Here is a 21,282-nt window from a genome sequence, read left to right as displayed (position 1 = left end):
GGTGCGGCGCAAGCATTGCGCAACCTACGGAATAGACATTTGCGATTTGCCGACCGCCTCGCTATCGCGCAACTTCTGCCAAGGTAAAGAACCGTCCGAGGAGACGATCATGCTGCGCCGCCACCTCCTGTCCGCCGCTGTCGCCGGCGCCGCGCTGCCCCTGCTGGGGCGTTCCGCCCTGGCGCAGCAGCAGCAGCGCTTCGCCTCCATGCACGCATTCATCCCCGCCGGCCCGGGTGGCGGCTGGGACGGACTCGGCCGTGCCATCGAGCAGATCGCCCGCCAGGCCGGCATGGTCGGCAGCTTCCAGTTCGAGAATGTCGGCGGCGCCGGCGGCACGGTCGGGCTGCCGCGCTTTGTGGGCCAGCGCCGCGGCGACGGCAACAGCTTCATGGTCGGCGGCGCCGTGATGGTGGGCGCGGTGCTCGCCAACAAGACGCCGATCGGGCTGAAGGACGTCACGCCCCTCGCGCGGATGACCACCGAGCCGGGCATCATCGTCGTTCCCGCCAGCAGCGACCTGAAGACGCTGGAGGATTTCCTCGCCGCGCTGAAGAGCAACCCCGGCGCCACCTCGGTGGCCGGCGGCAGCGCCGGCGGCGTCGACCACATCCTGCTCGGGCTGCTGCTGAAGTCGCAGGGCCGTTCGGCGAAGGACGCGTCCTACGTCGCCTTCGCCGGCGGTGGCCCGGCGCAGGCGGCCATCCTCGGCGCGCAGGTGAAGGCCGGCATCTCCGGCGTTTCCGAATTCGCCGAGCAGATCAAGGCAGGCCGGATGCGGGCGCTGGCCACCAGCGGCGACCAGCGCAGCCTGCCCGACGTGCCGACCCTGAAGGAGAAGGGCGTGGACATCGTCCTTGGCAACTGGCGCGGCGTGTTCGGCCCGCCCGGCCTGAAGGCCGATGAAAAGACGAAGCTGGTGCAGTTCTTTACCGACCTGCACAACCTGCCGGCCTGGAAGGAACTGCTGGACCGCCAGGGCTGGGAGGACGCCTTCCTTGCCGGCGACGCCTTCGAGGCCTTCCTGAAGCAGGACGAGAAGGCGACCGCCGAGGTGCTGAAGGAAGTCGGCCTGATCTGACGGCCCTGGGCGGGAGAGCCGGAATGATGCGCGTGAAGCCCGGTGCGGGGCCCGACCTGGCGGTCGGATTGTTCGTGGTGCTGCTTGGCCTGCTCTGCCTTTGGCAGGCGGCGGCGATTCCGGTCACCCCGCTCTATGCGCAGGTCGGGCCGAAATTCATGCCCTACCTGGTGGGCGCGCTGGTTGTCGCGGTCGGGCTCGGCCTGACCGCGGTGGCGCTGCGCGGCGGCTGGTCGCGCGACCTGGAGGAGATGGCCGAGGCGCCGGCCACCAACTGGCGCGCGCTCGGCCTGCTCGGCGCCGGCCTGGTGGTCAACCTGCTGCTGATCGACACACTCGGCTTCGTCTTCGCGGCCACCGCGCAGTTCGTCCTGGTGGCGGCGGCCTTCGGCAGCCGCCATCCGCTCCGCGACCTGCTGATCGGCGTCGCCGTGACCTTCGGGGCCTTCCTGGCCTTCGACAAGCTGCTGGGCGTCAACATCGGCGCCGGCATCCTGGAAGGGATCCTTTGAGACCATGGATGTCTGGTCCGGCCTCTCCTTCGGCTTCAGCAACGCGCTCACCATCACCAATCTCGGCTGGGCGCTGCTGGGCTGCTTCCTCGGCACCGCGATCGGCGTGCTGCCGGGCATCGGCCCGGCGCTGACCATCGCGCTGCTGCTGCCCATCACCTTCAAGGTCAGCGCGACAGGCGCCTTCATCCTGTTCTGCGGCGTGTTCTACGGCGCGATGTATGGCGGTTCCACCACCTCCATCCTGCTCAACACGCCCGGCGAATCCGGCTCCATCATCACCGCGCTGGAAGGCGCCAAGATGGCGCGCAACGGCCGTGCCGGCCCGGCGCTGTTCACCTCCGCCGTCGGCAGCTTCGTGGCCGGCACCATCGGCACGCTCGGCATCTCCTTTCTCGGCCCGATCGTGGTGGAACTGGCCCTGAAGCTGGGGCCGGCCGAGTATTTCTCGCTGATGGTGCTGTGCTTCGTCACCGTCTCCGCCGTGCTCGGCGGCTCGGCGCTGCGCGGGCTGACCTCGCTCGGCTTCGGCCTGATGATCGGCCTCGTCGGGATCGACCTGCAGACCGGCCAGCCGCGCCTGACCTTTGGGGTCACGGAACTGCTGGACGGCGTGGACGTGGTGCTCGTCGCCGTCGCGCTCTTCGCCGTGGGCGAGACGCTCTACCTGGCCTGGCGGCACGTCGAGGGCAAGCAGGAGGTGCGCGAGGTCGGCAAGCTGATGATGTCGCGCGAGGACTGGAAGCGCAGCATCGGTCCCTGGCTGCGCGGCGCGCTGCTCGGCTTCCCCTTCGGCGTGATGCCGGCGGGAGGCACCGAGATGCCGACCATGCTGAGCTACTTCGCCGAGCGCAAGCTGGTGCGCGCCAAGTACCGCGAGGAGTTCGGCACCACCGGCGCCATCGAGGGCGTCGCCGGCCCGGAGGCGGCCAACAACGCCGCCGCCGCCGGCGTGCTGGTGCCGATGCTCACCCTCGGCCTGCCCACCTCGGCGACCGCGGCGATCATGCTCTCGGCCTTCCAGTCCTACGGCATCCAGCCGGGGCCGCTGCTCTTCGTGACGCAGGGCGAGCTGGTCTGGACGCTGATCGCCTCGCTCTACATCGCCAACATCATGCTGGTGGTGCTGAACCTGCCGCTGGTGGGCCTCTGGGCGCGCATCCTGAAGATCCCAACGCCGCAGCTCTATGCCGGCATCCTGGTCTTCGCCACGATCGGCACCTACGGCATCAGCAACAGCGTGGTGGACCTGGCGCTGCTCTACGGCATCGGGGTGGTGGCGATGTTCATGCGGCGCTTCGATTTCCCGCAGGCGCCGGTGGTGATCGGCATGATCCTCGGCCCGATGGCCGAGCAGGCGATGCGCCAGGCGCTGACCATCAGCCAGGGCGACTGGACGACCTTCATCACCCGGCCGATCTCGCTCTGCATCCTGATCCTGGCGCTGCTGGCGCTGCTTGGGCCGCGGCTCTGGACGATGGTGGCACGGCGGATCTGAGGGCTCCGCGCTGCCCGCCGGCGCGCGGCGGCAGGGAGGGAAGGACCGAGGTCCGGGGGAATTCCTTCCTCCGGACCTTTTTTTCATTGCGCAGGCACCAGATAGCCCGGCGCCGCCGCAAGCCACCGCGCATAGTCGGCATAGGCTGCCTCGGGAAGGAACGCCGGCGCATAGCCGAACTCGCCGCGCATGCGCCCGATGTCCTCCACCGCGCGGGGCCCATCGTCGTGAAAGGGCACCGTCACTTCGGACGGGTCCGCCGACTGCCGCCAGCGAAACCCGGGGTAATGATGCGCCAGGGTCTCCGCCCAAAGCAGGATGCGCGCACCCCATTCCACGCCTGAGGAGATGTTGTAGACGGGCCAGCGCGGCTGCGGCGCGTCGAGCAGCAGGAGCAGCCCGCGCGCGAGGTCGCGCGCATAGACCCAGGGGCGGGGAAACAGGGTGGCGGGCAGCACCGCCGCCTGGCCGCGCAGCGCCGCGACCGCGAGATGCATGTGCGGCGTCAGCAGGTCGCGCAGGCCGGTGTCGCGCTCCCAGGGACCGAAGACGCCGCCGATGCGGGCGCAGACCAGGTCGAGGCCCCAAAGCTCACGAAGCCGCAGCGCCATCCGTTCGCCGGCGTATTTGGTGATGCCGTAGACCGAGATCGGCACCGGCGGAGTGCTGTCCTCCCGCATCGGTCCTGGCAGGCGCTGGCTCTCGCCATAGACGGCGATGGAGGAGGGAAAGACGATCCGCCCCACCCCCGCATCGCGCGCGGCGCGGAGCTGGTTGACCGCGCCGATCAGGTTCACCTGGAGGATCGTCTCGGTCTGCTCGGCCTCGCGCCGCGGCCCGGCCGTGATGGCGGCGAACGGGAACATGGCGCTCACCCTGTGCCGGGCAAGGACGGCAGCGAGGGAAGCGGTGTCCAGCACATCGCCCTGCACGAGGTCGAGCCGGCCGGGCAAGGGGGCGAAGGCGGCGCCGGCGGCGGGCGGCAAGGCTTCCCGTCCGTAGACGAGGACATGCTCGCCGCGGGCCAGCAACGCCTCAACCAGGTTGAGACCGACGAAGCCGGCGCCGCCGGTCACGAGAATGGCCATGGTCGCCCCCACTGCACGCTGTTTCGCTCCGGTGAGGATCCGGCTCGCGGGCGGCGGGGGTCAAGGGGGCGCCCTTCGCGAACAGGGTTCCGCCGCGGGATGCGGCCACCTTGCTCGTTGGCCGGCGGATCGGGAAGGTGCTCAGGGCCAGTGCCGCTGGGCGCGGCCGGAAAGAGGCTGCCCTTCCGGCCTGGAGCGGCCTTGCCCGCGTCCAAGGCCAGATCGGAAGGGGGGCGCAGGGCGCCCGGAAGCCCAGGGGATCCTGCATGGATCCTGCATGGATCCTGGATGGGTCCTGCACGTCCAGGCCGACGGCCGCGCCTCAGGGGTGTTCCAGGCCAGAGGACAGGGTGGCCGCGCCATAGCGGGCGGCCTGGTTCCGCACCACGGCGCCGCGGCCATGCACCACCCGCGCAGGGGCGGGAAGGGCGGCCAGCCTGCCTGCGGGCGCCAGCAGACCCCCGCAGACGCGCCGGCGGAGGGGTGCCGCCATGCCGTTACTTGCCGAGGGCGCCGGCGATCCAGTCCTTCATGGCGCTGCGCGGCAGGGCGCCGACCTTGGTGTCCACCGGCTTGCCGTCCTTGAACAGGATCATGGTGGGAATGCCACGCACGGCATAGTCGTTCGGCGTCATCGGGTTCTCGTCGATGTTCACCTTCGCGACGGTGAGCTGGCCGGCATAGTCCTTGGCGATCTCGTCGAGGATCGGCGCCACCATCCGGCAAGGGCCGCACCATTCGGCCCAGAAGTCCACCAGCACGGGGCCGGAAGCCTCCAGCACATCCTGCTTGAAGCTGTCGTCGCTGACGGCCTTGGTGAGTTCGCTCATGTCCATTGTTTCCTCAGGGCGCCCTGGAAAGGCGCGTGGGTTCGGCCATGGAGAGTTGTGTGGCGTGAGCGCCGGGTCAAGCGTGGCGCGATGCGGCGCTGCCTTGCGCCCGCCGCGCCCGTCCTGCCGCCTGCACCAGGCTCAGGAGCGCCGCCTAATGCCCGTAGCCGGGAAGGCCGCGCCGCAGCGCATCCATGCGGCCATCGCGGGTCACCTCCCATAGGGGATTGTCCACCGAAAGCCGCTGACCGCCGTCGCGCTGGATGGGGCGGATCAGGGCGGTGCCGGCGGCGCGGCTCTGCCGGCCGAAAAGGTCCAGCGGAATGCGCACGTAGAGGCCCTTGTCGAAGGAGCCTTCTCCGAACTCGGCGGCGGAGACGTTGGTGAAGGTGGCGAAGCCGCCCACCTCGATGCCGGAGTCGAAGCGGCGGCCCAACTCGATGGTGGCGCCCCAGTCGCCGGCCAGGTAGCGGCCGGCGCGCAGGATTCCGTAGAGGTTCCAGACCGGGAGGTCGGCGTAGAGAGAGACATGGCCCGTCGCGACCGAGTAGTCGCGGAAGCCGAACTTTTGGTCGTAGTCGCGCTGCCGCACCCAGTTCAGGTCCAGGCCCAGGGCGAAGGCGCGGTCATGCGGCCGCCAGAGCACCTCCCCCGAGGCGCCGCCGAACATCGGTTCCAGGTATCCCGCCGTGGTGCGGGCAAAGACGTCCGGGGCAAGGTTCCAGATCCGCTCGGCGTAGAGGGCGGCGATCGCCGTTTCGCCCTCGCGGGCATACTCGGCATAGTCGGTGCGGACATGCGGCAGCACGCTGTCCGACGGCAGGCCGCCCGACAGGTTGCCGAACAAGGCCTGCTGCAGCGCGCCCGCCACGGCGAAGCCCGCGCCCAGCTCGATCCGCGCCCCCGCCGCGACCGAAGCCTGCCAGCGCAAGGTGCGGGAGGGGTCGCCAAGCTGCAGGTTCAGGCGCGGCGCCACCTCCCATTCCCAGAAGGGGCCGGGGTTGCGCAGGGTGCCGGGCGCGAGGTCGCCAGTGGCTGGCAGCAGCCGGGTGCCCAGCCAGGCCTCCTCCGGGCTGCCCTGGCCGGCGGCGATGGCCTCCAGCGCGCCGCGCGGCACGTCGAGCACGGCCACCTCCACCCCGGCCTGCCACCAGCGCAGGCGAAGCATGCCGGTCTCCGCCGGCAACACGCCGTTGGTGGCGCGCAGCACGCGCGCCGCCACCTGTGGCAGGGTGCGGAAGGCGCCGCCCTCGATGGCGATCTCCGCCACCACCCCCTCCTGGCGGTAGGCGAGCGGCCGAAAGCCGGCAGCGGCCAGCGCATCGAACACGGCCCGAGCCCGCGCGGCCTCACCAGCGGGGACTTCCGCGGCGCGGACGGGCATTGGCGGCGGTGCCGGTGGCGGGAGGGAAGGGGGTGCTGCGGGGTCCAGCCGCAGCGAAAGGCGGAACAGCAGGTCCGTGCCGTGCACCCAATGCAGCCCGGCATCCAGCCATTCGTTGGTCCATTGCAGGCCGAAGTTGAAGCGCGACTCCGCCTCGCCGCGCAGTCCCTGGAGGCGCGCGGGGTAGCCGCCGCGCTCGTCGCGCAGCGCGTCGCCCGACCATTCGGCCTTGGCGCGGAGTCCCTCCACGCGGCCCCAGGGCGTCTCGACGCCGGGCACCGACCACTCCACCCCGGCGAAGGGAGCCATGTCCTCCCCGCGGAACCAGTTGAGCTGAACGGTGCCGCCGCGCCCGACGTCGCGCGGGCGGCTGGCGAAACGGTCGTCGAGCGAGGCGAAGGGGTTGTTCCATTCGCCGCCCGTGCCGAGCCGGCCCCAGCCCAGGCCGGCCGTCAGGTCGAGCCCCCACCAGCGCTTGGAGGCGACGATGTACTCGCCGGAGTAGAGGCCGGTGCCGATGAAATCCTGCAGCCCGACCGCGACGGCGGGCAGATAATCGCTCTCCTGCAGCAGGCGCAGCTTGAGGTCGAAGGCGCGGTCGGTGGTCATGCCGGAGCCGGCGGTGGCGTCCAGCCGCTCGGTGAGGCGGAAGGTGGTTTCAAGGAAGGGCAGCGCCTGGAAGTTCAGGAACCAGAAGCGGCGCTGGTGGCGCAGGGCGGCGCCGGCCTCCAGCGTGCCGTCCTCGCGCATCCGGGCGTTGCGGGTCTCGACCAGCCCGACTCCACCGAAGTCGCTGCCGGTGGGCGGGATTTCCTCCGCACGCGCCGTGGCGATCCCGGCCAGCAGCAGACCGGCGAACGCGGTGGCTGAAGCGGCCTTTCTGGCTGCTCTCGCTGGTTGAGTCACGGTTTCGTGCTTCTAGGCCAATGCCGGAAGCTTCGCCAGGAAATTACGGCGCTTCGCGGCAAGGCGCCGCCCGGGGTGGCACTGCCATCCCCGTGGCGCTCCAGGGGCGGCGCCCCTGGGCCTCCGAACTAATCCATGCGGCGGAAGGTCAGGACGAGCACGTCGCGGTGGCCCGGGCGGGCGGGGTCGAGCGGCATCACGGGCGTGACGCCGTGCCAGACGCGATGGTCGTCGAGCATGACGCTGTCCAGCGGGTCCTGCAGGGTGAAGGTGGCCGCGTCCTCGTCGCGTCCGTCGATGCGGATGCCCGTGACACCGCCCGCGACGTTCTCGCGTCCAACCAGGGTGACCAGCACGAAATCAACGCCATCCCGGTGCATGCCTTCGGGGGTCGGCTTTCCAGCCTCGTCCGGGCGCGCCTGGATGCGGAACTGGTGCATCTCGACATGCCAGGCGGTGCCGGGGCGCAGCGCGTCGAAGATGGCGCGTGCGCCGCCGAGCAGCGCCGACAAGGCCGGGCCACCGCCCGTTTCTGGCGAAACCGGCTCGAACCAGCGCTGCACGCCACCATTCAGCGGGTTGTAGTCGAGGCCCTGATAGTGCGGCTGATGCGGTTCCCGCTCCAGTGCCGGGTCGCCGGCACGCAGCCGGAACACGGCATGGCGGCGCAGGCGATAGCGGCCGCAGTCGGCCATGTAGGTGTCGGGGCGCAGATCGTTCCAGGAGGCGGCGAACTCCGCCCAGGCGCCGCCGCCGAGACGCTCGCCCGCCGGGTCGAAGAAGCGCCGCGCCACCGCCGCCGGCAGCGAGACGAAGCCTTCTCGGGCGATGGCCTCGACTGGTTCCGGAAGGGAAATGCGGGAATTCATGGTCGTGTCGCCTGTTGAAGGAAACGCAGCAGTGCTGCCATCTCGTCGGGATTGTCCAGTACCTGCACGGGCATCCGCGTACCGGGCAGCACCACGTCCGGGCCGTGGGTGAAAAGCTCGGCCACGCCCTCCGGTGTCCAGACGCGATCACCGCGGCGAAGACGCTCGGAGTAGGGGTAGCCCGGCACGCTCCCCATGCGGCGGCCGAACAGCCCGGCCAGATGCGGGCCAGCCTTCAGGTCCGTCTGCCCGGCGGCGGGGGCGCTGAGGCTGTGGCAGGCGCCGCAGGCACGAAAGGCCCGTGCGCCGGCCTCGTCCAGTTCCGCCAGGCCCTCCGGCGGCGGGGGTGGCGCGGTGTCCATGGCGGTGCCGCGCCGCATGTCGAAGGCGCGCAGGCGGCGGTCGGCGCCGCCGGCGAAAAGCCGGCCGCCGTCTGGGCTGAAGCCGAGCGCCCACACCGCCTGGCCGGCGGAGGGCAGGCTGTGCCGCAGGCGTCCCGCAGGCAGCGTCCAGACGGAAATGTCGCCGGCCGGGCCGGCGGCGGCCAGCAGCGTGCCATCGGCGGAAGCGGCGAGCGCGGCAAGCGGCAAGCGGCCCGCCTCCAGCCGCCGCAGCGTGCCGTCGGGCGCCAGCAGCCGCACCACGCCGTCCACCCCGGCACTGGCCAGGGTGCCATCCGGCAAGGCGGCCAGCGCGGTCTGCGGCAGGCCGAACGCAGCGAGGGCGAGGGGGGCGGCGCCCGCCGGCCAGCCGCGCAAGGTGCCGTCGGCACCTGCCGTCACCGGCAGGCCGTCCGCGCGGAAGGCGGCGGCGGTTACCTGGCCGGCATGGCCCTCCAGGACCCGCACGCCGCCATCCGCCAGATTCCAGAGGCGTGCCGTGCCGTCCCAGGCGGCGGAGAGGAGAAGCCCGTCCCGCGCCGCCAGCGCGGCGATGGCGGACTGGTGGCCCTCCAGCACGCGCTCGGGGGAGGGCGCGCCGGCAACAGGCCAGAGTGCGATGCGGCCTTCCGTGTCGCCGCTGGCGAAGCCGCCGCCGGGAAGCGCCACCAGCGCCTGCACGGCGCCGCGGTGCCAGCGCGAGACCTGCAGCGGCCGCGACAGATCCGCAGGCCAGACGATCACGGCCTGGTCGAAGCCGCCCGAGGCGAGCCGGGCACCATCCGCCGCGACGGCCAGCGCCCGCACGGGCGCACCATGCAGCGGCACCTCCTGTGCCGGCGCGGGAACCGTGGCCAGGGCCAGCAGCAGCGCCAAATATGGCTGGAGCCTGAACATGAAGGCCAGCATGGAGCGCCAGGGCCGCAGTGAGAAGGGGCGCGCCGCCTCAGCGGCCGCGCGGGTGGCGCCCCCGGAACGCCATGGCCAGGGCGGCGACACCCAGCAGCACGAGCATGCCCAGGGGCGGCGTGGAGAATCCCTCCGGGTCCCAGAGCGGCAGCGCAACCATCAGGCCGAGCGTGACCGCGACCAGCAGCAGGTAGTTCAGCATGGCGTTCAGCCCAGATGCTTCTTGAGGAAAGGCAGGGTGCGCTGCAGCGCCTCCTGTGTCGCGGCCGGGTTGTAGGAGGCCCGCTCCTCGCAGGCGAAGCCATGCCCCGCGCCCGGATAGACAAAGACTTCGACCCCGGGCTGGGCGGCCCGGATGGCGTCCACGTCGGAGAGCGGAATGCCATGGTCCTCGGCGCCGAAGTGCAACTGCACGGGGCAGCGGGGCTTCTCGTCCCTGGCCGCGGCGATGCCGCCGCCGTAGTAGCCGACCGCGGCGGCGAAGCGCTGGCTGCGCGTGGCGCCGTGCCAGGCCACGGTGCCGCCCCAGCAATAGCCGATGATGCCCAGCCTGGCGTGCTGCGGCAGGCCGAGCGCGGCGGCCTCCACATCCAGCAGCGTGCAGGCGGGGTCGATGCGGCCGCGCAGCGCCCGGCCCTGCTGCACGTCCTCCGGGCCGTAGCCCAGCTCGACGCCAGGTTCGGCGCGGTCGAACAAGGCGGGGCAGACCACCGCGAAGCCCTCCTTGGCGAAGCCTTCGCAGACATGGCGCATGTGGTGGTTCACGCCGAAGATCTCCTGCACCACGACCAGGGCGCGGGAGGCATCCTCCGGCCCGGTGCGCCAGGCGGAAAGACGATGGCCGTCGGCGGCGGCGAGTTCGATCTGCATGCGGGCCCCTCGATCGTCCGGTGCTGCGTTCCTCCCGGCGGCAGGACGATTTCCCGCGGGCCGGTTCCGCCCTATCCTCCGAGCATGGCAGAGATCGTCAACCTCAACCAGCGGCGCAAGGCGGCCGCCCGGCAGGCGGAGGCCCGGCAGGCCACTGCCAATCGCGTAAAGTTCGGCCGCAGCAAGGCGGAAAAGGCGCGCGACGCCACGGTGGAGGCGCAACGTCGGGCATTGCTGGACGGCGCGCGGCGGGAAGCGCCGCCCCCGCCCGGAGAGGCGCCGGAGAAGGGCTGAGATCGCGCGGGCCGCCCGGCCTCAGGCGGGCTGGGCAGGCTTGGCCGCGGCCGGCTCGCTGCGCGGAGGCTGGGGCGGCGCGGGCGGGCAGGAATGGACCGGCTTGGCGGGGGTGGCCCCCGCGGCCGGCGCCGAAGGATCCGGTGCCGGCATTCCGCGCAGCACGGCATAGAGGTTGGCGCGGCTGACGGGCTTCGCCAGGCAGCCGTCCATGCCGGCGGCGCGGCAGGCTTCCTGGGCCTCCTCGGAGAGTTCGCCGGTCAACGCGATGATGATGGTCCGCGGCAGGCCAGGCTCCTGCGCCTCCTGCTTCCGGATGCGGCGGGCGGTCTCCACCCCGTCCATTCCCGGCATTTGAAGATCCATCAGCACCAGCTCGGCGCCGCGCTCGGCGAGCAGCGCGAGGGCGGCCTCGCCGCTGGCGGCCTGCCGCACGACATGGCCGCCACTCTGCAGCAGCGCCTGCACGACCATGCGGTTCACCGCGACATCGTCCACCACCAGGACGTCCCGCACCGGGGCCGCTGCCGGAGCCGCCGCGCCGGTGGCTTCCGCGGGCGCATGCGGCAGCGACAGATGCACCCAGAAACGGCTGCCCCGCCCCTCGGGACCGGCATCCACGCCGAGCGTGCCCTGCATGGCCTGCACAAGGGCGGCGCTGATGGCGAGGCCCAGCCCATAGCCCTCCTGCGCCGCTTCGCGGGCGGCGCCGGGCAGCCGGGTGAAGTCGCGGAACAGCAGGGCACGCTGGGTGGCCGAAATCCCCGGCCCGGTGTCGGTCACCGCGAGGCGCAGGCTGCCATCCGGCCAGCACTGCATCGACAGGCACACCTCGCCGCCTCGGGGCGTGAACTTCACCGCATTCGCCAGGAGGTTCAGCAGGATCTGCTGCAGCCGCCGGCCGTCCCCGCGCACGTTCGCCGGCAGGTCCGGGGCGATGTCCGTCCGCAGCCGGATGCCTTTCCGGGCGGCTTCGGGGCGAACCAGCGCCAGCGTGTTCTCGCGCAGGACGCCCAGCGGGACGGGCGCCTCCTGCAGGGTCAGGCGGCCCGCCTCCACCAGCGCCAGGTCCAGCACGTCGTTCACCAGCGCCAGCAGGTGCTGCCCGGCCTGCGCGATCACCGCGACCTGCTCCTGGGCCGAAGGCTGCAGGCTGCGGTTCTCCGAAAGCACCTGGGAAAGCCCGAGCACGCCGTTCAGGGGCGTGCGCATCTCATGGCTCATCCAGGCCAGGAAGCGGGACTTGGCGGCACTGGCCTGCTGCGCGGCGTCCCGCGACGCGGCGGTCGCTTCCAGCAGCTGCCGCTCGCCGCGCTCCCGGAACAGGGCCAGCAGGGCGAAGCTGGTGCCCACGCCGTGCAGGATGGACTCCAGGAGGATGATCTGCACCCAGACGTTGTCCGGCAGGACACTGGTCCGGGTCCAATCCGCCTGCAGGAGCATGACGGGAATGCGCAGCAGCGTCAGCCCGCCATGGAGAGCGAAGCCGCCGGACAGCAGCATCCGGCAGGCCAGCCCTTCAGGCCGGCCGCGCCAGAATTCCCAGGCGATGGCGAGCATCGGCAGCCCCGAGAGCACGGAGGCGACCACCACGCGGTACTCAACAAATTCCCTCGCCGGCATGCGCATCGCCGCCAGCCAGAGCAGGCCGGGCAGCAGCACGATCCAGGCCGGCGCCGTGCGCCCGTCGAAGCGCCGTGCCCCGCGCCAGCAGAAGCCGCCCCCGAGCAGGATCACCAGGTTGCCGATGTCGATGGAGAGCAGGTCGGGCAACGCCCCGCGCGCACCGAGCAGCATGGTGCCAAGGGCGAGGCAGAGCAGGGCCGTGCCCCACTCGCCCAGCCCCGTCGTCCGATGGCGGTGCAGCGAAAGGCCGAGCCAGATCGCCCCGAGCAGCGCGCCAAGGACCGCACTGAGCAGGAGAAGGGTGGTCGTATCGAGATGCAACGGCGGGCGACCGGAGTTTCGTCAGGGGGAAGAGATCGCGAACACTCTTCCCCTCCAGCGGACTAACGGATCACCGCCGGAACAGCAACTCCGGAGTGAAGACCCCGCAACGAACCCGCGCGCGAGGGTGCCTCGGCGGGCAGGCCCTCCCGGTTCAGACGTTGAACCGGAACAGCATGATGTCGCCGTCGCGCACGACGTATTCCTTGCCTTCGACGCGCATCTTGCCGGCTTCCTTGGCGCCCTGCTCGCCCTTGCAGGCGACGTAGTCGTCAAAGGGAATGGTTTCGGCGGCGATGAAGCCACGCTCGAAGTCGCCATGGATCACGCCGGCCGCCTGGGGGGCCTTCATGCCCTTGATGATGGTCCAGGCGCGGGCCTCCTTGGGCCCCACGGTGAAGTAGGTGATCAGGCCGAGCAGGCCGTAGCCGGCGGCGATGACGCGGTCGAGGCCGGAATCGCTGAGGCCCAGCGTCTCCAGGAACTCGGCGCGGTCCTCGGCGGCCATCTGGCTGATCTCGGCCTCGATGGCGGCGGAGACGACCACGGCCTTGGCGCCCTCGGCGGCGGCGCGGGCGAAGACCTTCTCGCTGTGGGCGTTGCCGCTGGCGGCGTTGGCCTCCTCCACATTGCAGACGTAGAGCACCGGCTTGGAGGTCAGGAGCTGGAGCCGGCGCACCGCCTCCTCCTCGCCCTTGGGGATGGAGGCGCGGGCGGGGCGGCCGTCGCGCAGGCCGGCGAGGATCGGCTCGATCAGCGACAGCTGGGCGGCGGCTTCCTTGTCGCCGCCGCGGGCGCGCTTCTGCAGGCCGGCGATGCGCTTCTCCAGGCTGTCCATGTCGGCAAGCATCAGCTCGGTCTCGATGGTGTCGGCGTCCCGCAATGGATCGACGCTGCCCTCGACATGGGTGACGTCGTCATCCTCGAAGCAGCGCAGGACGTGCACGATGGCGTCGGTCTCGCGGATGTTGGCGAGGAACTGGTTGCCCAGGCCCTCGCCGCGGCTGGCGCCGCGCACCAGGCCGGCGATGTCGACGAATTCCAGGCTGGTCGGCACGATCTTGGCGCTCTTGCCGATCGCCGCGATGGTGTCGAGGCGCGGGTCTGGCACGGCGACGCGGCCGACGTTCGGCTCGATGGTGCAGAAGGGATAGTTGGCGGCCTGGGCTGCCGCGGTCTGCGTCAGCGCGTTGAACAGGGTCGATTTGCCGACATTCGGCAGGCCGACGATACCGCAGTTGAAGCCCATGACCGTCCTCGGGAAGTCTGTTCCGCACTGATGGCGGGGGCCGGGGTGACACGGTTGCTCCCGTGGGCACCCCGGCGGGGGTTCAAAGGGGGCGGCGCCCCCTTGGCGGGTGGCGGAGCCGTTAGCCCAGCCCGGCGGCGATTTCCTGCGCGATCTGCGCGGCGGCGATGCGCGCCGCGGCGTCATCGGTCGGCAGGGCGAGGGCGGCGGCGCGAAGCTGCGTCACGGCGCTGCCGAGCGGTACGTCGAGCGCCTTGGCGGCGGCCGCGATCAGCCCGGCCCGCGCCTGCCCGCTGGCCTCCGAAACCACCTGGGCCATGGAAAGCGCCAGCGAGGCCCGCGCGGCGGCCGCCTCGATGGCGCCGACATGCCCGGTGTCGCTGGTTTCCAGCGCGGCGGCGGTGCTGGCGAGGGTATGGGCCTGGGCCAGCAGGGCGGCCGCCAGCGCGGCGGCGCCGTTCGCCATGTCCTCCGGGCCGGGGCCGCCGAATTCCGCCTCCAGATCAGCCGCCGCGTCTTCCATCGCCATGATCTCAGTTCTCCTGGGTCAACAGGGCCACGCGGGTCATGAAGGCTTCCCGCTCGCCGCGCGCCAGCATGGGCGCGGCATCCGCCACCGCATCCAGCATGGGCTCCAGCCAGGTGTCCACCTTGGCGAAGTTGCCGAGGACATGCCCCGTCACCTTCTCCTTCATGCCGGGATGGCCGATGCCAAGGCGCACCCGCCAGTAATCCGGCGTGCCAAGGCGGCGGTCGATGTCGCGCAGCCCGTTATGCCCCGCCGCGCCCCCGCCCAGCTTCACACGGATCCTGCCCGGGGCAAGGTCCAGCTCGTCGTGGAAGACGGTGATGTCGGCGGGAGGGATCTTGTGGAACCCGGCGGCCGGCTGCACGGATTCGCCGGAAAGGTTCATGTAGGTCTGCGGCTTCAGCAGCAGGAGCTTCTGGCCGCCGAGGCTGCCCTCGGCCACCAGGCCCTTGTAGCGGCTGCGCCACGGCGTGAAGCCGTGGCGGCGGGCGATGGCGTCGAGCGCCAGGAAGCCGATATTGTGCCGGTGCCGCGCCTGGCCCGGCTCCGGATTGCCGAGACCGACCCAGAGCAGCACCGGACAGTCTCCGCCTTACTTCTTGCCCTTGCCCTTCGGGGCGGGGGCGGGGGCCGCGACCGGAGCCTGGACCACCACCTCTTCCTCGACGGTGGGCGGCGCGATGGTGGCCACCACGAAGTCACGGCCGACGATCACCGGCTTGGTGCCCTTGGCGTCCGCCACGTTGGACCAGCGCAGGCTGTCGCCGATGGCGGCGCTGGCCAGGTCGATCTCGAACTGCTCCGGCACCTGGTCGGGGTCGGACATCACCTCCACCTCGCGGCGGACGACGTTCAGCACGCCGCCTTCCTTGATGCCCGGGGCGCTGTCCTCGTTCTGGAACACCACCGGCACCTTCACGCGGATCAGCTGGCCCGGGGCGAGCCGCTGGAAGTCCACATGGATGGGCGTGTCCTTCACGGGGTGGAACTGCACCTCGCGCATCAGGCAGCGCTCGGCCTTGCCGCCCACCGCCACCTCATAGAGGTGGGACTGCCAGCCGCCCTTGTGCATTTCCTTCATCACGTCGCGCGGGTCGAGGGAGAGGAGGGTGGCCTCCTCCTTCGCGCCGTAGATGACGGCGGGAACACGCCCACCACGCCGGGTCGCGCGCGCCGCCCCCTTACCGGCCCGCTCGCGCGCCTCGGCCTCGATCCGAATGGTCTGGACCATTGCTTCAGCTCCAATCAGCAAAGGCGCCGCGCCGGCCTGGCCGGGGCGCCGTGTCAATGTCCGCCTCCGGGCGGGTGCCCGAAAACAGTTGCGCCGGCCTCCAGGGGTGCCAGCGCAGCGGGGCGGGGATTAGCAAGAATGCGCCCCCCGCACAATGCCGCCGATGAGGGCCGGCGCGCGCAGGGCCGGCGCCGAACATTACGTAATTGACATTCATTCGCAATCATAGGAACAGCAGGCGCTGGCAAATCGCGGCAGATCCTCCGGGAGATTTCTGATGTTCCATCGGCTTGGGGCCACTTTCGGGGCGCTGTCCCTGCTTCTCTCCGCACAGCTCGCGCAGGCGGCGGAGGTGAACCTCTACACGACCCGCGAGCCCGGGCTGATCCGGCCGCTGCTGGATCGCTTCACCGAAACGACCGGCACCACGGTCAATACCGTCTTCGTGCAGGGCGGCCTCGCCGAGCGGCTGGCGGCGGAGGGCGCCCGCTCCCCGGCCGATGTCGCGATGGTGGTGGACATCGGCAACCTGATGGAGCTGGTGGACCGCGACCTGTCCCAGCCCACGCGTTCCGAGACGCTGGAGGCCGCCATTCCCGCCGGCCTGCGCGGCGAGGATGGCCGCTGGTTCGCCCTCTCCACCCGCGCCCGAGCCATCTATGTCTCGCGCGAGCGGGTGCCGGAGGCCGAAGGCGCGAAGCTGACCTATGCGGACCTCGCCGATCCCCGCTTCAAGGGGAAGGTCTGCATCCGCTCCGGCCAGCACCCCTACAACACCGCCCTGTTCTCGGCGCTGCTGGTGGAGCACGGGGAGGCCTGGCTGCGCGACTACCTAACGAAGCTGAAGGCCAACCTGGCCCGCCGCCCCGCCGGCGGCGACCGCGAGGTGGCACGCGACATCCGCGCCGGCATCTGCGACGTCGGGCTGGCCAACACCTACTATGTCGGCATCATGCTGTCCGGCCGCGGCGGCGAGGAGCAGAAGGCCTGGGGCCAGGCGATCCGCGTGGTGCTGCCGGACGATGGCGCCATGGTGAACGTTTCCGGCGCCGTGGTCGCCCGCCACGCGCCGAACCGTGCCGAGGCGGTGAAGCTGCTGGAGTTCCTCGCCTCGCCCGAGGCCCAGGCGCTCTATGCCAAGGTGAACTTCGAGTACCCCGTGCGCGCCGACGCCGAGCTTGACCCCATCGTGGCCGGCTTCGGCACGCTGAAGGTCGATGCCATCCCGCTGCCGAAGATCGCGGCGCAGCGCGCCCGCGCCAGCCAGATCGTGGACGAGGTCGGCTTCGACCGGTGAGGCGCAGCCGGTTCGGATGAAGGGTCTGCGACTGGCGGCCACCCTGGCCGCCGCCCCGGTGGCGCTGCCGGTGCTCGCCCTCGCCACGGCGGCGATGGCGGGCTCGGGCGCGCTCTGGCCGCACCTGCTGCGCTTCGTGCTGCCGCAGGCGGCGGTGGAGACCCTCTCGCTGCTGGCCGGCGTCGGCGTGGTGGTGGTGGTGGTCGGCACCGGCACCGCCTGGCTGACCTCGTGCTTTCGCTTCCCGGCCCGCCGCCTGCTCTCGGTCGGGCTGGTGCTGCCGCTGGCGCTGCCCGGCTATGTCGCCGCCTATGCCTGGCTGGACGTGCTGCACCCCGCCGGGCCGGTGCAGACGCGCCTGCGCCACCTTCTCGGCCTGACCGATCCGCGCGCCATCCCGCTGCCGGAGATCCGCTCGCTCGCCGGCTGCGTCCTGGTGATGGGAATGGTGCTCTACCCCTATGTCTATCTGGCCGCCCGCGCGGCCTTCCACACCCAGGGCACCGAGGCGCTGCGGGCCGCGCGCTCCTGCGGCGCGGCCGGGATGCTGCTGTTCCGCCGTGTGGGCCTGCCCATGGCCCGGCCGGCCGTGGCCGCCGGCGCCGCCCTGGCGCTGATGGAGGCGCTGAACGACATCGGCGCGGCCGAGTTCCTGGGTGTCCGCACCCTGACCGTCTCGGTCTACGTCACCTGGATCACCCGCTCCTCGCTGGAGGGAGCGGCGCAGATCGCGCTGGTGCTGCTGGCCCTGGTGGCGGGGGTGGTGGCCATGGAGCGCTGGGGCAGGGCGCGGGAGAGCCATGCCGCCACCCGCCCGGAGGCGCCGGAGCGCCAGGCGCTTCCATGGGCGGCGGGGCTCGCCGCCACCCTGGCCTGCACTTTGCCGGTGCTGCTGGGCTTCGTGGTGCCGGCCGCCTACCTGCTCTGGGCGGCCTGGAGGCGGGTGGCGGAGTTCGGCCTGCCACCGGACCTGCCGCGCTGGATCGCCAGCAGCGCGTCACTCGCTGCCATGGCAACGCTGCTGGCCCTGCTGGCCGCCCTGCCGCTGGCGCTCGGCGCGCGGCGCGACAGCCCGCGCCGCCCCGGCCCTGGGGCGGCGCTGCTCCGGCTCGGCATGCTTGGCTATGCCTTGCCGGGCGGCGTTGCCGCGGTCGGGCTGATCATCGCCTTCGGCTGGATCGACGATCTGCTGGGGCTGCTGGGCCGCTGGGCTCCCGCCGCGCTCTCGGGCAGCGTGGCGGCGGTGGTGGCGGCCTATGTCATCCGCTTCCTGGCCATTCCGGCAGGCGGGCTCGACGCGGCCTATGCCCGCATCCGCCGGGAGGTGGACTGGTCCGCCGAATCCATGGGCGCGACTGCCGGGCGGCTGCTCTGGCGGGTGCACCTGCCGCTGCTGCTGCCCGCGCTTTCGGTCGCGGCGCTGCTGACCTTCCTGGATGCGATGAAGGAACTGCCGGCCACCCTGCTGCTGCGCCCGCTGAACACGGAGACGCTGGCCACCGCCCTCTACGCCGAGGCCGCGCGCGGCACCTACGAGGAAGGCGCCGTGGCGGCGCTGGCGCTGGTGGTGGTGGGGCTGGCGCCGATCGTGCTGCTGGGCGCCGGCGGCCTCCGCAAGGTGGTGCCGCCGGCGCGCTGAGCCGTGGTCAGGCGCCCGGCATCCCGAGCGGCTCGAAACGCCACGCGGTCTCGCCGGGTGCCGGCGGCGTCACCCACATCGGCAGCGCATTGGGCGTGCGGACGTTGGGCGGCAGCCCGGCATCGGCACGGAAGGCGCGCCAGAGCGCACCATGCGCCACCACCAGCACCGGCCCTGGCAGGGCCAGGCAGTGGTTGATGGCCGCCGCGGTGCGGGCACGGAGCTGGGCGAAGCTCTCGGCGCCCTCGGGGGTGAAGCGGCCCTCCACCCAGTCGTCGAACCAGCCCGCCATGGGCTGGCCCTCCTGCACGCCGAATGACACCTCGTGCAGCGGCTCATGGATCTGCACGGGCAAGCCAAGCACCGCCGCCACAGCCTCGGCCGTGTTCCGGGCGCGGCCCAGCGGCGAGGAGACGATGGTGGCGATCTCCTTGCCCCGCAGCGCCGCCGCCGCCCGTTCGGCCTGAGCGATGCCGATGCTGTTCAGCGGGATGTCCACATTGCCCTGGGACAGCCCGCGCGCGTTCCAGTCCGTCTCGCCGTGGCGGAGGAACCAGAACGCCTTCTGCGTGAGCGGGGCGGCGTCCGGCATCAGGCCGGCAGGCCCTCGGTGGCGAGCGCCCGCTGCACCGCCGGACGGGCCAGCATGCGCTCGAAATGCGCCGCGATGCGCGGCAGCAGCGTCATGTTCATGCGCTTCACCGCCCAGTAGCAGACGAAGAACAGCGCCGCATCGGCCACCGAGTAGCCCGAGGCCAGCACCCATTCATCGCCGGTCCACCGCTTGTCCAGCACGGCGAAGCCCTTCTCCGCGATGGCGCGGCCCTGCTCGATGACCTTCGGATGATCGGCCTCGCTGGGCGCGAAGCGGGCTTGGTTGAACAGGCGGGTGAAGCCTTGCGGGTGGATGGTGCCGCAGATGTAGTCCATCGCCTCGTAGGCGCGCGCCTGCGCCTCGATCCCCTCCGGCCAGAGCTTCGACGCGGGGTTGCTCGCCGCCAGCCAGAAGGCGATGGCGGGCCACTCGGTCAGCACCGAGCCGTCGTCGCGCTGCAGGGCGGGCACCTTGCCCTTCGGGTTGATCGCCTGGAACTCGGGCGTGTTCTGCGCGCCCTCCTTGAGCGGCGTGCGCGCCGTCTCGAAGGGCTTGCCGATCTCCTCCAGCACGACGTGGATGCCGAGCGAGCAGGCGCCGGGGGAGTAGTAGAGCTTCATGTGTGCGGATTCCCTTTCTGGCCCTTGGGCCTTGGGCGGGGAGCATCGGCGGCGCAGGCGGGAGGCGCAAGGGGGGGCCAGGTCAGCGCAGCGGCTTGACCAGTTCGGTGGCGTAGGGAGCGTAGCCTTGCCGGCGATAGAGCGCCTCGGCGCGGTGGTTGCCGGCCAGCACGCCGATCATCAGCCGCTTCACCCCGCGCAGCCTCGCCAGGCGCTCGGCCTCGCGGAGCAGGGCGCGGCCGACGCCATGGCCACGCCAGCCCTCGCGCACGAAGAATTCCGCCACATGGCCGTGCTCTTCCTCGGCGATGCAGGGGCCCTGCCGTTCGAAGCTCAGGAAGAGGTGGCCGATCACGGCGCCGTCCACCTCGGCGACCAGGGCATGGCCGCCCTGGCCGGCAACGCGGCGCTCGGCCTCGCCCAGCGCCTCCGCGGCGCCCGCGAGATCGGTGCGGCGGTCGCCTGAGAGGGGCTGCTCATAGAGGTTCAGCCCCAGGAACTGCTCCAGCAGCGCCGCGCGGTCCGCGGCCGTGGCCGCGCGGAGCGTGAGGCGCATGGACGCCTCAGTTGAACAGCGTGGAAACCGAGCTTTCCTCGCTGATGCGCCGCACCGCTTCGGCCAGCAGCGGCGCGATGGTCAGCTGGCGGATGTTGGTCGAGACCCGCACGGCCTCGGTGGCCTGGATGCTGTCCGTCACCACCATCTGCTCGATCTGCGCGGCGCCGATCCGGGCCACGGCGCCGCCCGAGAAGACGCCATGCGTGACATAGACGCTGACCGACTTGGCGCCGTTCTTCAGCAGCGCGTCGGCGGCGTTGCAGAGGGTGCCGCCGGAATCGACGATGTCATCCACTAGGATGCAATCCCGCCCCTCCACATCGCCGATGACGTTCATCACCTCGGAGACGCCGGCGCGGGGGCGGCGCTTGTCGATGATGGCGAGGTCGGTGTGCAGGCGGGCCGCGATGGCGCGGGCGCGCACCACGCCGCCCACGTCGGGGGAGACCACCATCAGGTCACGGCCCTTGTAGCGCTCCAGGATGTCGCGCGCGAAGAGCGGGGCGGCGAAGAGGTTGTCCACCGGAATGTCGAAGAAGCCCTGGATCTGCCCGGCATGCAGGTCAAGCGTCAGCACGCGGTCGGCGCCCGCCTCGGTGATCAGGTTGGCCACCAGCTTGGCGCTGATCGGCGTGCGGGGGCCGGACTTCCGGTCCTGCCGGGCATAGCCGAAATAGGGGATGACCGCCGTGATGCGCCGCGCCGAGCTGCGCTTCAGCGCATCCAGCGTGATTAGCAGCTCCATCAGGTTGTCGTTGGCGGGGTAGGAGGTGGACTGCACCACGAACACATCCTCGCCGCGGATGTTCTCGTGAATCTCCACGAAGACCTCCATGTCCGCGAAGCGGCGGATGGAAGCCTGCGTAAGGGGGAGGTTCAGTGCGGCGGCGACCGCCTCGGCGAGCGGGCGGTTGCTGTTGCAGGCGACGATCTTCATGGGGCGCGACATCTCCGGGCAGCGGACCCTGCTGGAAGTCGGGCCCGGCGAGGAACGG

23 protein-coding genes are annotated in these 21,282 nt (G+C 71.6%); 6 read left to right on the top strand and 17 right to left on the bottom strand.

The genetic code is table 11. From position 1 onward, the window contains the following. Nucleotides 1-109 precede the first annotated feature (109 nt). The 3 genes from E0493_RS03275 to E0493_RS03265 are packed head-to-tail and all read left to right on the top strand — an operon-like array spanning nucleotide 110 to nucleotide 3,091. A complete protein-coding gene (locus E0493_RS03275; RefSeq protein ID WP_160935480.1) occupies nucleotides 110-1,081 on the top strand; it encodes a Bug family tripartite tricarboxylate transporter substrate binding protein in 972 nt (323 codons plus the stop codon). A 23-nt stretch (nucleotides 1,082-1,104) separates the two neighbouring features. After that, the gene (locus E0493_RS03270; protein WP_235913554.1) at nucleotides 1,105-1,593 is read left to right on the top strand and encodes a tripartite tricarboxylate transporter TctB family protein; all 489 of its coding nucleotides are present in this window, start codon (nucleotides 1,105-1,107) and stop codon (nucleotides 1,591-1,593) included. Between the two features lie 4 nt (nucleotides 1,594-1,597). Further along, the gene (locus tag E0493_RS03265) at nucleotides 1,598-3,091 is read left to right on the top strand and encodes a tripartite tricarboxylate transporter permease (protein WP_160935479.1); all 1,494 of its coding nucleotides are present in this window, start codon (nucleotides 1,598-1,600) and stop codon (nucleotides 3,089-3,091) included. 83 nt (nucleotides 3,092-3,174) lie between these two features. Here the strand turns inward: E0493_RS03265 and E0493_RS03260 are convergent, their stop codons facing one another. The 8 genes from E0493_RS03260 to E0493_RS03225 all read right to left on the bottom strand — a co-directional run bounded on the left by E0493_RS03260 (nucleotide 3,175) and on the right by E0493_RS03225 (nucleotide 10,327). Further along, complete coding sequence (locus E0493_RS03260) at nucleotides 3,175-4,179, bottom strand: NAD-dependent epimerase/dehydratase family protein (RefSeq protein WP_160935478.1); 1,005 nt, start codon at nucleotides 4,177-4,179, stop codon at nucleotides 3,175-3,177. A 322-nt stretch (nucleotides 4,180-4,501) separates the two neighbouring features. Next, nucleotides 4,502-4,672, bottom strand: coding sequence for a hypothetical protein (locus tag E0493_RS03255; protein ID WP_160935477.1), 171 nt, complete (start codon nucleotides 4,670-4,672; stop codon nucleotides 4,502-4,504). A 4-nt stretch (nucleotides 4,673-4,676) separates the two neighbouring features. Beyond that, nucleotides 4,677-5,009, bottom strand: coding sequence for a thioredoxin TrxA (trxA, locus tag E0493_RS03250; RefSeq protein WP_160935476.1), 333 nt, complete (start codon nucleotides 5,007-5,009; stop codon nucleotides 4,677-4,679). A 154-nt stretch (nucleotides 5,010-5,163) separates the two neighbouring features. Then, nucleotides 5,164-7,299 (bottom strand): YjbH domain-containing protein, encoded by a 2,136-nt coding sequence (locus E0493_RS03245; protein WP_160935475.1) that lies wholly within the window; start codon nucleotides 7,297-7,299, stop codon nucleotides 5,164-5,166. A gap of 128 nt (nucleotides 7,300-7,427) precedes the next feature. Then, the gene (locus E0493_RS03240; RefSeq protein WP_160935474.1) at nucleotides 7,428-8,168 is read right to left on the bottom strand and encodes a 2OG-Fe dioxygenase family protein; all 741 of its coding nucleotides are present in this window, start codon (nucleotides 8,166-8,168) and stop codon (nucleotides 7,428-7,430) included. Next, complete coding sequence (locus tag E0493_RS03235) at nucleotides 8,165-9,445, bottom strand: c-type cytochrome (RefSeq protein WP_160935473.1); 1,281 nt, start codon at nucleotides 9,443-9,445, stop codon at nucleotides 8,165-8,167. Before E0493_RS03235 ends, E0493_RS03240 begins: the two co-directional genes overlap by 4 nt. Nucleotides 9,446-9,494: 49 nt before the next feature. Further along, complete coding sequence (locus tag E0493_RS03230) at nucleotides 9,495-9,659, bottom strand: hypothetical protein (RefSeq protein WP_160935472.1); 165 nt, start codon at nucleotides 9,657-9,659, stop codon at nucleotides 9,495-9,497. 5 nt (nucleotides 9,660-9,664) lie between these two features. After that, complete coding sequence (locus tag E0493_RS03225) at nucleotides 9,665-10,327, bottom strand: dienelactone hydrolase family protein (RefSeq protein ID WP_160935471.1); 663 nt, start codon at nucleotides 10,325-10,327, stop codon at nucleotides 9,665-9,667. A gap of 84 nt (nucleotides 10,328-10,411) precedes the next feature. Here E0493_RS03225 and E0493_RS03220 point away from each other — a divergent pair, with 84 nt between their 5' ends. Further along, complete coding sequence (locus E0493_RS03220) at nucleotides 10,412-10,621, top strand: DUF4169 family protein (protein ID WP_160935470.1); 210 nt, start codon at nucleotides 10,412-10,414, stop codon at nucleotides 10,619-10,621. Nucleotides 10,622-10,642: 21 nt separating this feature from the next. Here E0493_RS03220 and E0493_RS03215 read toward each other — a convergent pair whose 3' ends face one another. From E0493_RS03215 to E0493_RS03195, 5 genes are all read right to left on the bottom strand, one after another. Then, entirely contained in the window at nucleotides 10,643-12,568 is a 1,926-nt protein-coding gene (locus E0493_RS03215) for an ATP-binding protein (RefSeq protein WP_160935469.1), read from the bottom strand. A gap of 154 nt (nucleotides 12,569-12,722) precedes the next feature. Further along, nucleotides 12,723-13,817 carry a redox-regulated ATPase YchF gene (ychF, locus tag E0493_RS03210; protein ID WP_160935468.1) on the bottom strand — a complete coding sequence of 365 codons (1,095 nt, stop codon included), beginning with the start codon at nucleotides 13,815-13,817 and terminating at the stop codon, nucleotides 12,723-12,725. 121 nt (nucleotides 13,818-13,938) lie between these two features. Beyond that, a complete protein-coding gene (locus E0493_RS03205) occupies nucleotides 13,939-14,346 on the bottom strand; it encodes a hypothetical protein (RefSeq protein ID WP_160935467.1) in 408 nt (135 codons plus the stop codon). Between the two features lie 4 nt (nucleotides 14,347-14,350). Further along, nucleotides 14,351-14,923: an aminoacyl-tRNA hydrolase gene (gene pth, locus E0493_RS03200; protein ID WP_160935466.1), complete on the bottom strand. Its 573-nt coding sequence runs from the start codon at nucleotides 14,921-14,923 to the stop codon at nucleotides 14,351-14,353. Nucleotides 14,924-14,938: 15 nt separating this feature from the next. Beyond that, a complete protein-coding gene (locus E0493_RS03195; RefSeq protein WP_160935465.1) occupies nucleotides 14,939-15,577 on the bottom strand; it encodes a 50S ribosomal protein L25/general stress protein Ctc in 639 nt (212 codons plus the stop codon). A gap of 277 nt (nucleotides 15,578-15,854) precedes the next feature. Between E0493_RS03195 and E0493_RS03190 the strand changes: the two genes are divergently transcribed. Together E0493_RS03190 and E0493_RS03185 are read left to right on the top strand one after the other, a co-directional pair. Then, nucleotides 15,855-16,874 carry an extracellular solute-binding protein gene (locus E0493_RS03190; protein ID WP_160935464.1) on the top strand — a complete coding sequence of 340 codons (1,020 nt, stop codon included), beginning with the start codon at nucleotides 15,855-15,857 and terminating at the stop codon, nucleotides 16,872-16,874. Nucleotides 16,875-16,890: 16 nt separating this feature from the next. Further along, a complete protein-coding gene (locus E0493_RS03185; RefSeq protein WP_202396875.1) occupies nucleotides 16,891-18,513 on the top strand; it encodes an ABC transporter permease in 1,623 nt (540 codons plus the stop codon). Nucleotides 18,514-18,520: 7 nt separating this feature from the next. On the opposite strand, the gene E0493_RS03180 is transcribed toward E0493_RS03185, so the two are convergent. The 4 genes from E0493_RS03180 to E0493_RS03165 all read right to left on the bottom strand — a co-directional run bounded on the left by E0493_RS03180 (nucleotide 18,521) and on the right by E0493_RS03165 (nucleotide 21,224). Then, nucleotides 18,521-19,105, bottom strand: coding sequence for a histidine phosphatase family protein (locus E0493_RS03180; RefSeq protein WP_160935462.1), 585 nt, complete (start codon nucleotides 19,103-19,105; stop codon nucleotides 18,521-18,523). Then, a complete protein-coding gene (locus tag E0493_RS03175) occupies nucleotides 19,105-19,728 on the bottom strand; it encodes a glutathione S-transferase family protein (protein ID WP_160935461.1) in 624 nt (207 codons plus the stop codon). The genes E0493_RS03180 and E0493_RS03175 overlap by 1 nt, the downstream gene beginning before the upstream one ends. 82 nt (nucleotides 19,729-19,810) lie before the next feature. After that, a complete protein-coding gene (locus E0493_RS03170) occupies nucleotides 19,811-20,284 on the bottom strand; it encodes a GNAT family N-acetyltransferase (RefSeq protein WP_160935460.1) in 474 nt (157 codons plus the stop codon). Nucleotides 20,285-20,291: 7 nt separating this feature from the next. Continuing rightward, entirely contained in the window at nucleotides 20,292-21,224 is a 933-nt protein-coding gene (locus E0493_RS03165; protein ID WP_160935459.1) for a ribose-phosphate pyrophosphokinase, read from the bottom strand. Between the last annotated feature and the right edge of the window lie 58 nt (nucleotides 21,225-21,282).

The sequence above is a fragment of the Teichococcus coralli genome (assembly GCF_009829925.1).
GTDB lineage: Bacteria > Pseudomonadota > Alphaproteobacteria > Acetobacterales > Acetobacteraceae > Pseudoroseomonas > Pseudoroseomonas coralli.
This window is presented reverse-complemented; position numbering and strand designations above follow the sequence as displayed.

Excerpts from the sequence above, each read along its gene's own strand:
- E0493_RS03275 (WP_160935480.1), top strand. The coding sequence starts at position 110 with ATGCTGCGCCGCCACCTCCTGTCCGCCGCTGTCGCCGGCGCCGCGCTG.
- E0493_RS03270 (WP_235913554.1), top strand. The coding sequence starts at position 1,105 with ATGATGCGCGTGAAGCCCGGTGCGGGGCCCGACCTGGCGGTCGGATTG.
- E0493_RS03265 (WP_160935479.1), top strand. The coding sequence starts at position 1,598 with ATGGATGTCTGGTCCGGCCTCTCCTTCGGCTTCAGCAACGCGCTCACC.
- E0493_RS03260 (WP_160935478.1), bottom strand. The coding sequence starts at position 4,179 with ATGGCCATTCTCGTGACCGGCGGCGCCGGCTTCGTCGGTCTCAACCTG.
- E0493_RS03255 (WP_160935477.1), bottom strand. The coding sequence starts at position 4,672 with ATGGCGGCACCCCTCCGCCGGCGCGTCTGCGGGGGTCTGCTGGCGCCC.
- trxA (WP_160935476.1), bottom strand. The coding sequence starts at position 5,009 with ATGAGCGAACTCACCAAGGCCGTCAGCGACGACAGCTTCAAGCAGGAT.
- E0493_RS03240 (WP_160935474.1), bottom strand. The coding sequence starts at position 8,168 with ATGAATTCCCGCATTTCCCTTCCGGAACCAGTCGAGGCCATCGCCCGA.
- E0493_RS03235 (WP_160935473.1), bottom strand. The coding sequence starts at position 9,445 with ATGTTCAGGCTCCAGCCATATTTGGCGCTGCTGCTGGCCCTGGCCACG.
- E0493_RS03230 (WP_160935472.1), bottom strand. The coding sequence starts at position 9,659 with ATGCTGAACTACCTGCTGCTGGTCGCGGTCACGCTCGGCCTGATGGTT.
- E0493_RS03225 (WP_160935471.1), bottom strand. The coding sequence starts at position 10,327 with ATGCAGATCGAACTCGCCGCCGCCGACGGCCATCGTCTTTCCGCCTGG.
- E0493_RS03220 (WP_160935470.1), top strand. The coding sequence starts at position 10,412 with ATGGCAGAGATCGTCAACCTCAACCAGCGGCGCAAGGCGGCCGCCCGG.
- ychF (WP_160935468.1), bottom strand. The coding sequence starts at position 13,817 with ATGGGCTTCAACTGCGGTATCGTCGGCCTGCCGAATGTCGGCAAATCG.
- E0493_RS03205 (WP_160935467.1), bottom strand. The coding sequence starts at position 14,346 with ATGGCGATGGAAGACGCGGCGGCTGATCTGGAGGCGGAATTCGGCGGC.
- E0493_RS03195 (WP_160935465.1), bottom strand. The coding sequence starts at position 15,577 with ATGGTCCAGACCATTCGGATCGAGGCCGAGGCGCGCGAGCGGGCCGGT.
- E0493_RS03190 (WP_160935464.1), top strand. The coding sequence starts at position 15,855 with ATGTTCCATCGGCTTGGGGCCACTTTCGGGGCGCTGTCCCTGCTTCTC.
- E0493_RS03185 (WP_202396875.1), top strand. The coding sequence starts at position 16,891 with ATGAAGGGTCTGCGACTGGCGGCCACCCTGGCCGCCGCCCCGGTGGCG.
- E0493_RS03180 (WP_160935462.1), bottom strand. The coding sequence starts at position 19,105 with ATGCCGGACGCCGCCCCGCTCACGCAGAAGGCGTTCTGGTTCCTCCGC.
- E0493_RS03175 (WP_160935461.1), bottom strand. The coding sequence starts at position 19,728 with ATGAAGCTCTACTACTCCCCCGGCGCCTGCTCGCTCGGCATCCACGTC.
- E0493_RS03170 (WP_160935460.1), bottom strand. The coding sequence starts at position 20,284 with ATGCGCCTCACGCTCCGCGCGGCCACGGCCGCGGACCGCGCGGCGCTG.
- E0493_RS03165 (WP_160935459.1), bottom strand. The coding sequence starts at position 21,224 with ATGAAGATCGTCGCCTGCAACAGCAACCGCCCGCTCGCCGAGGCGGTC.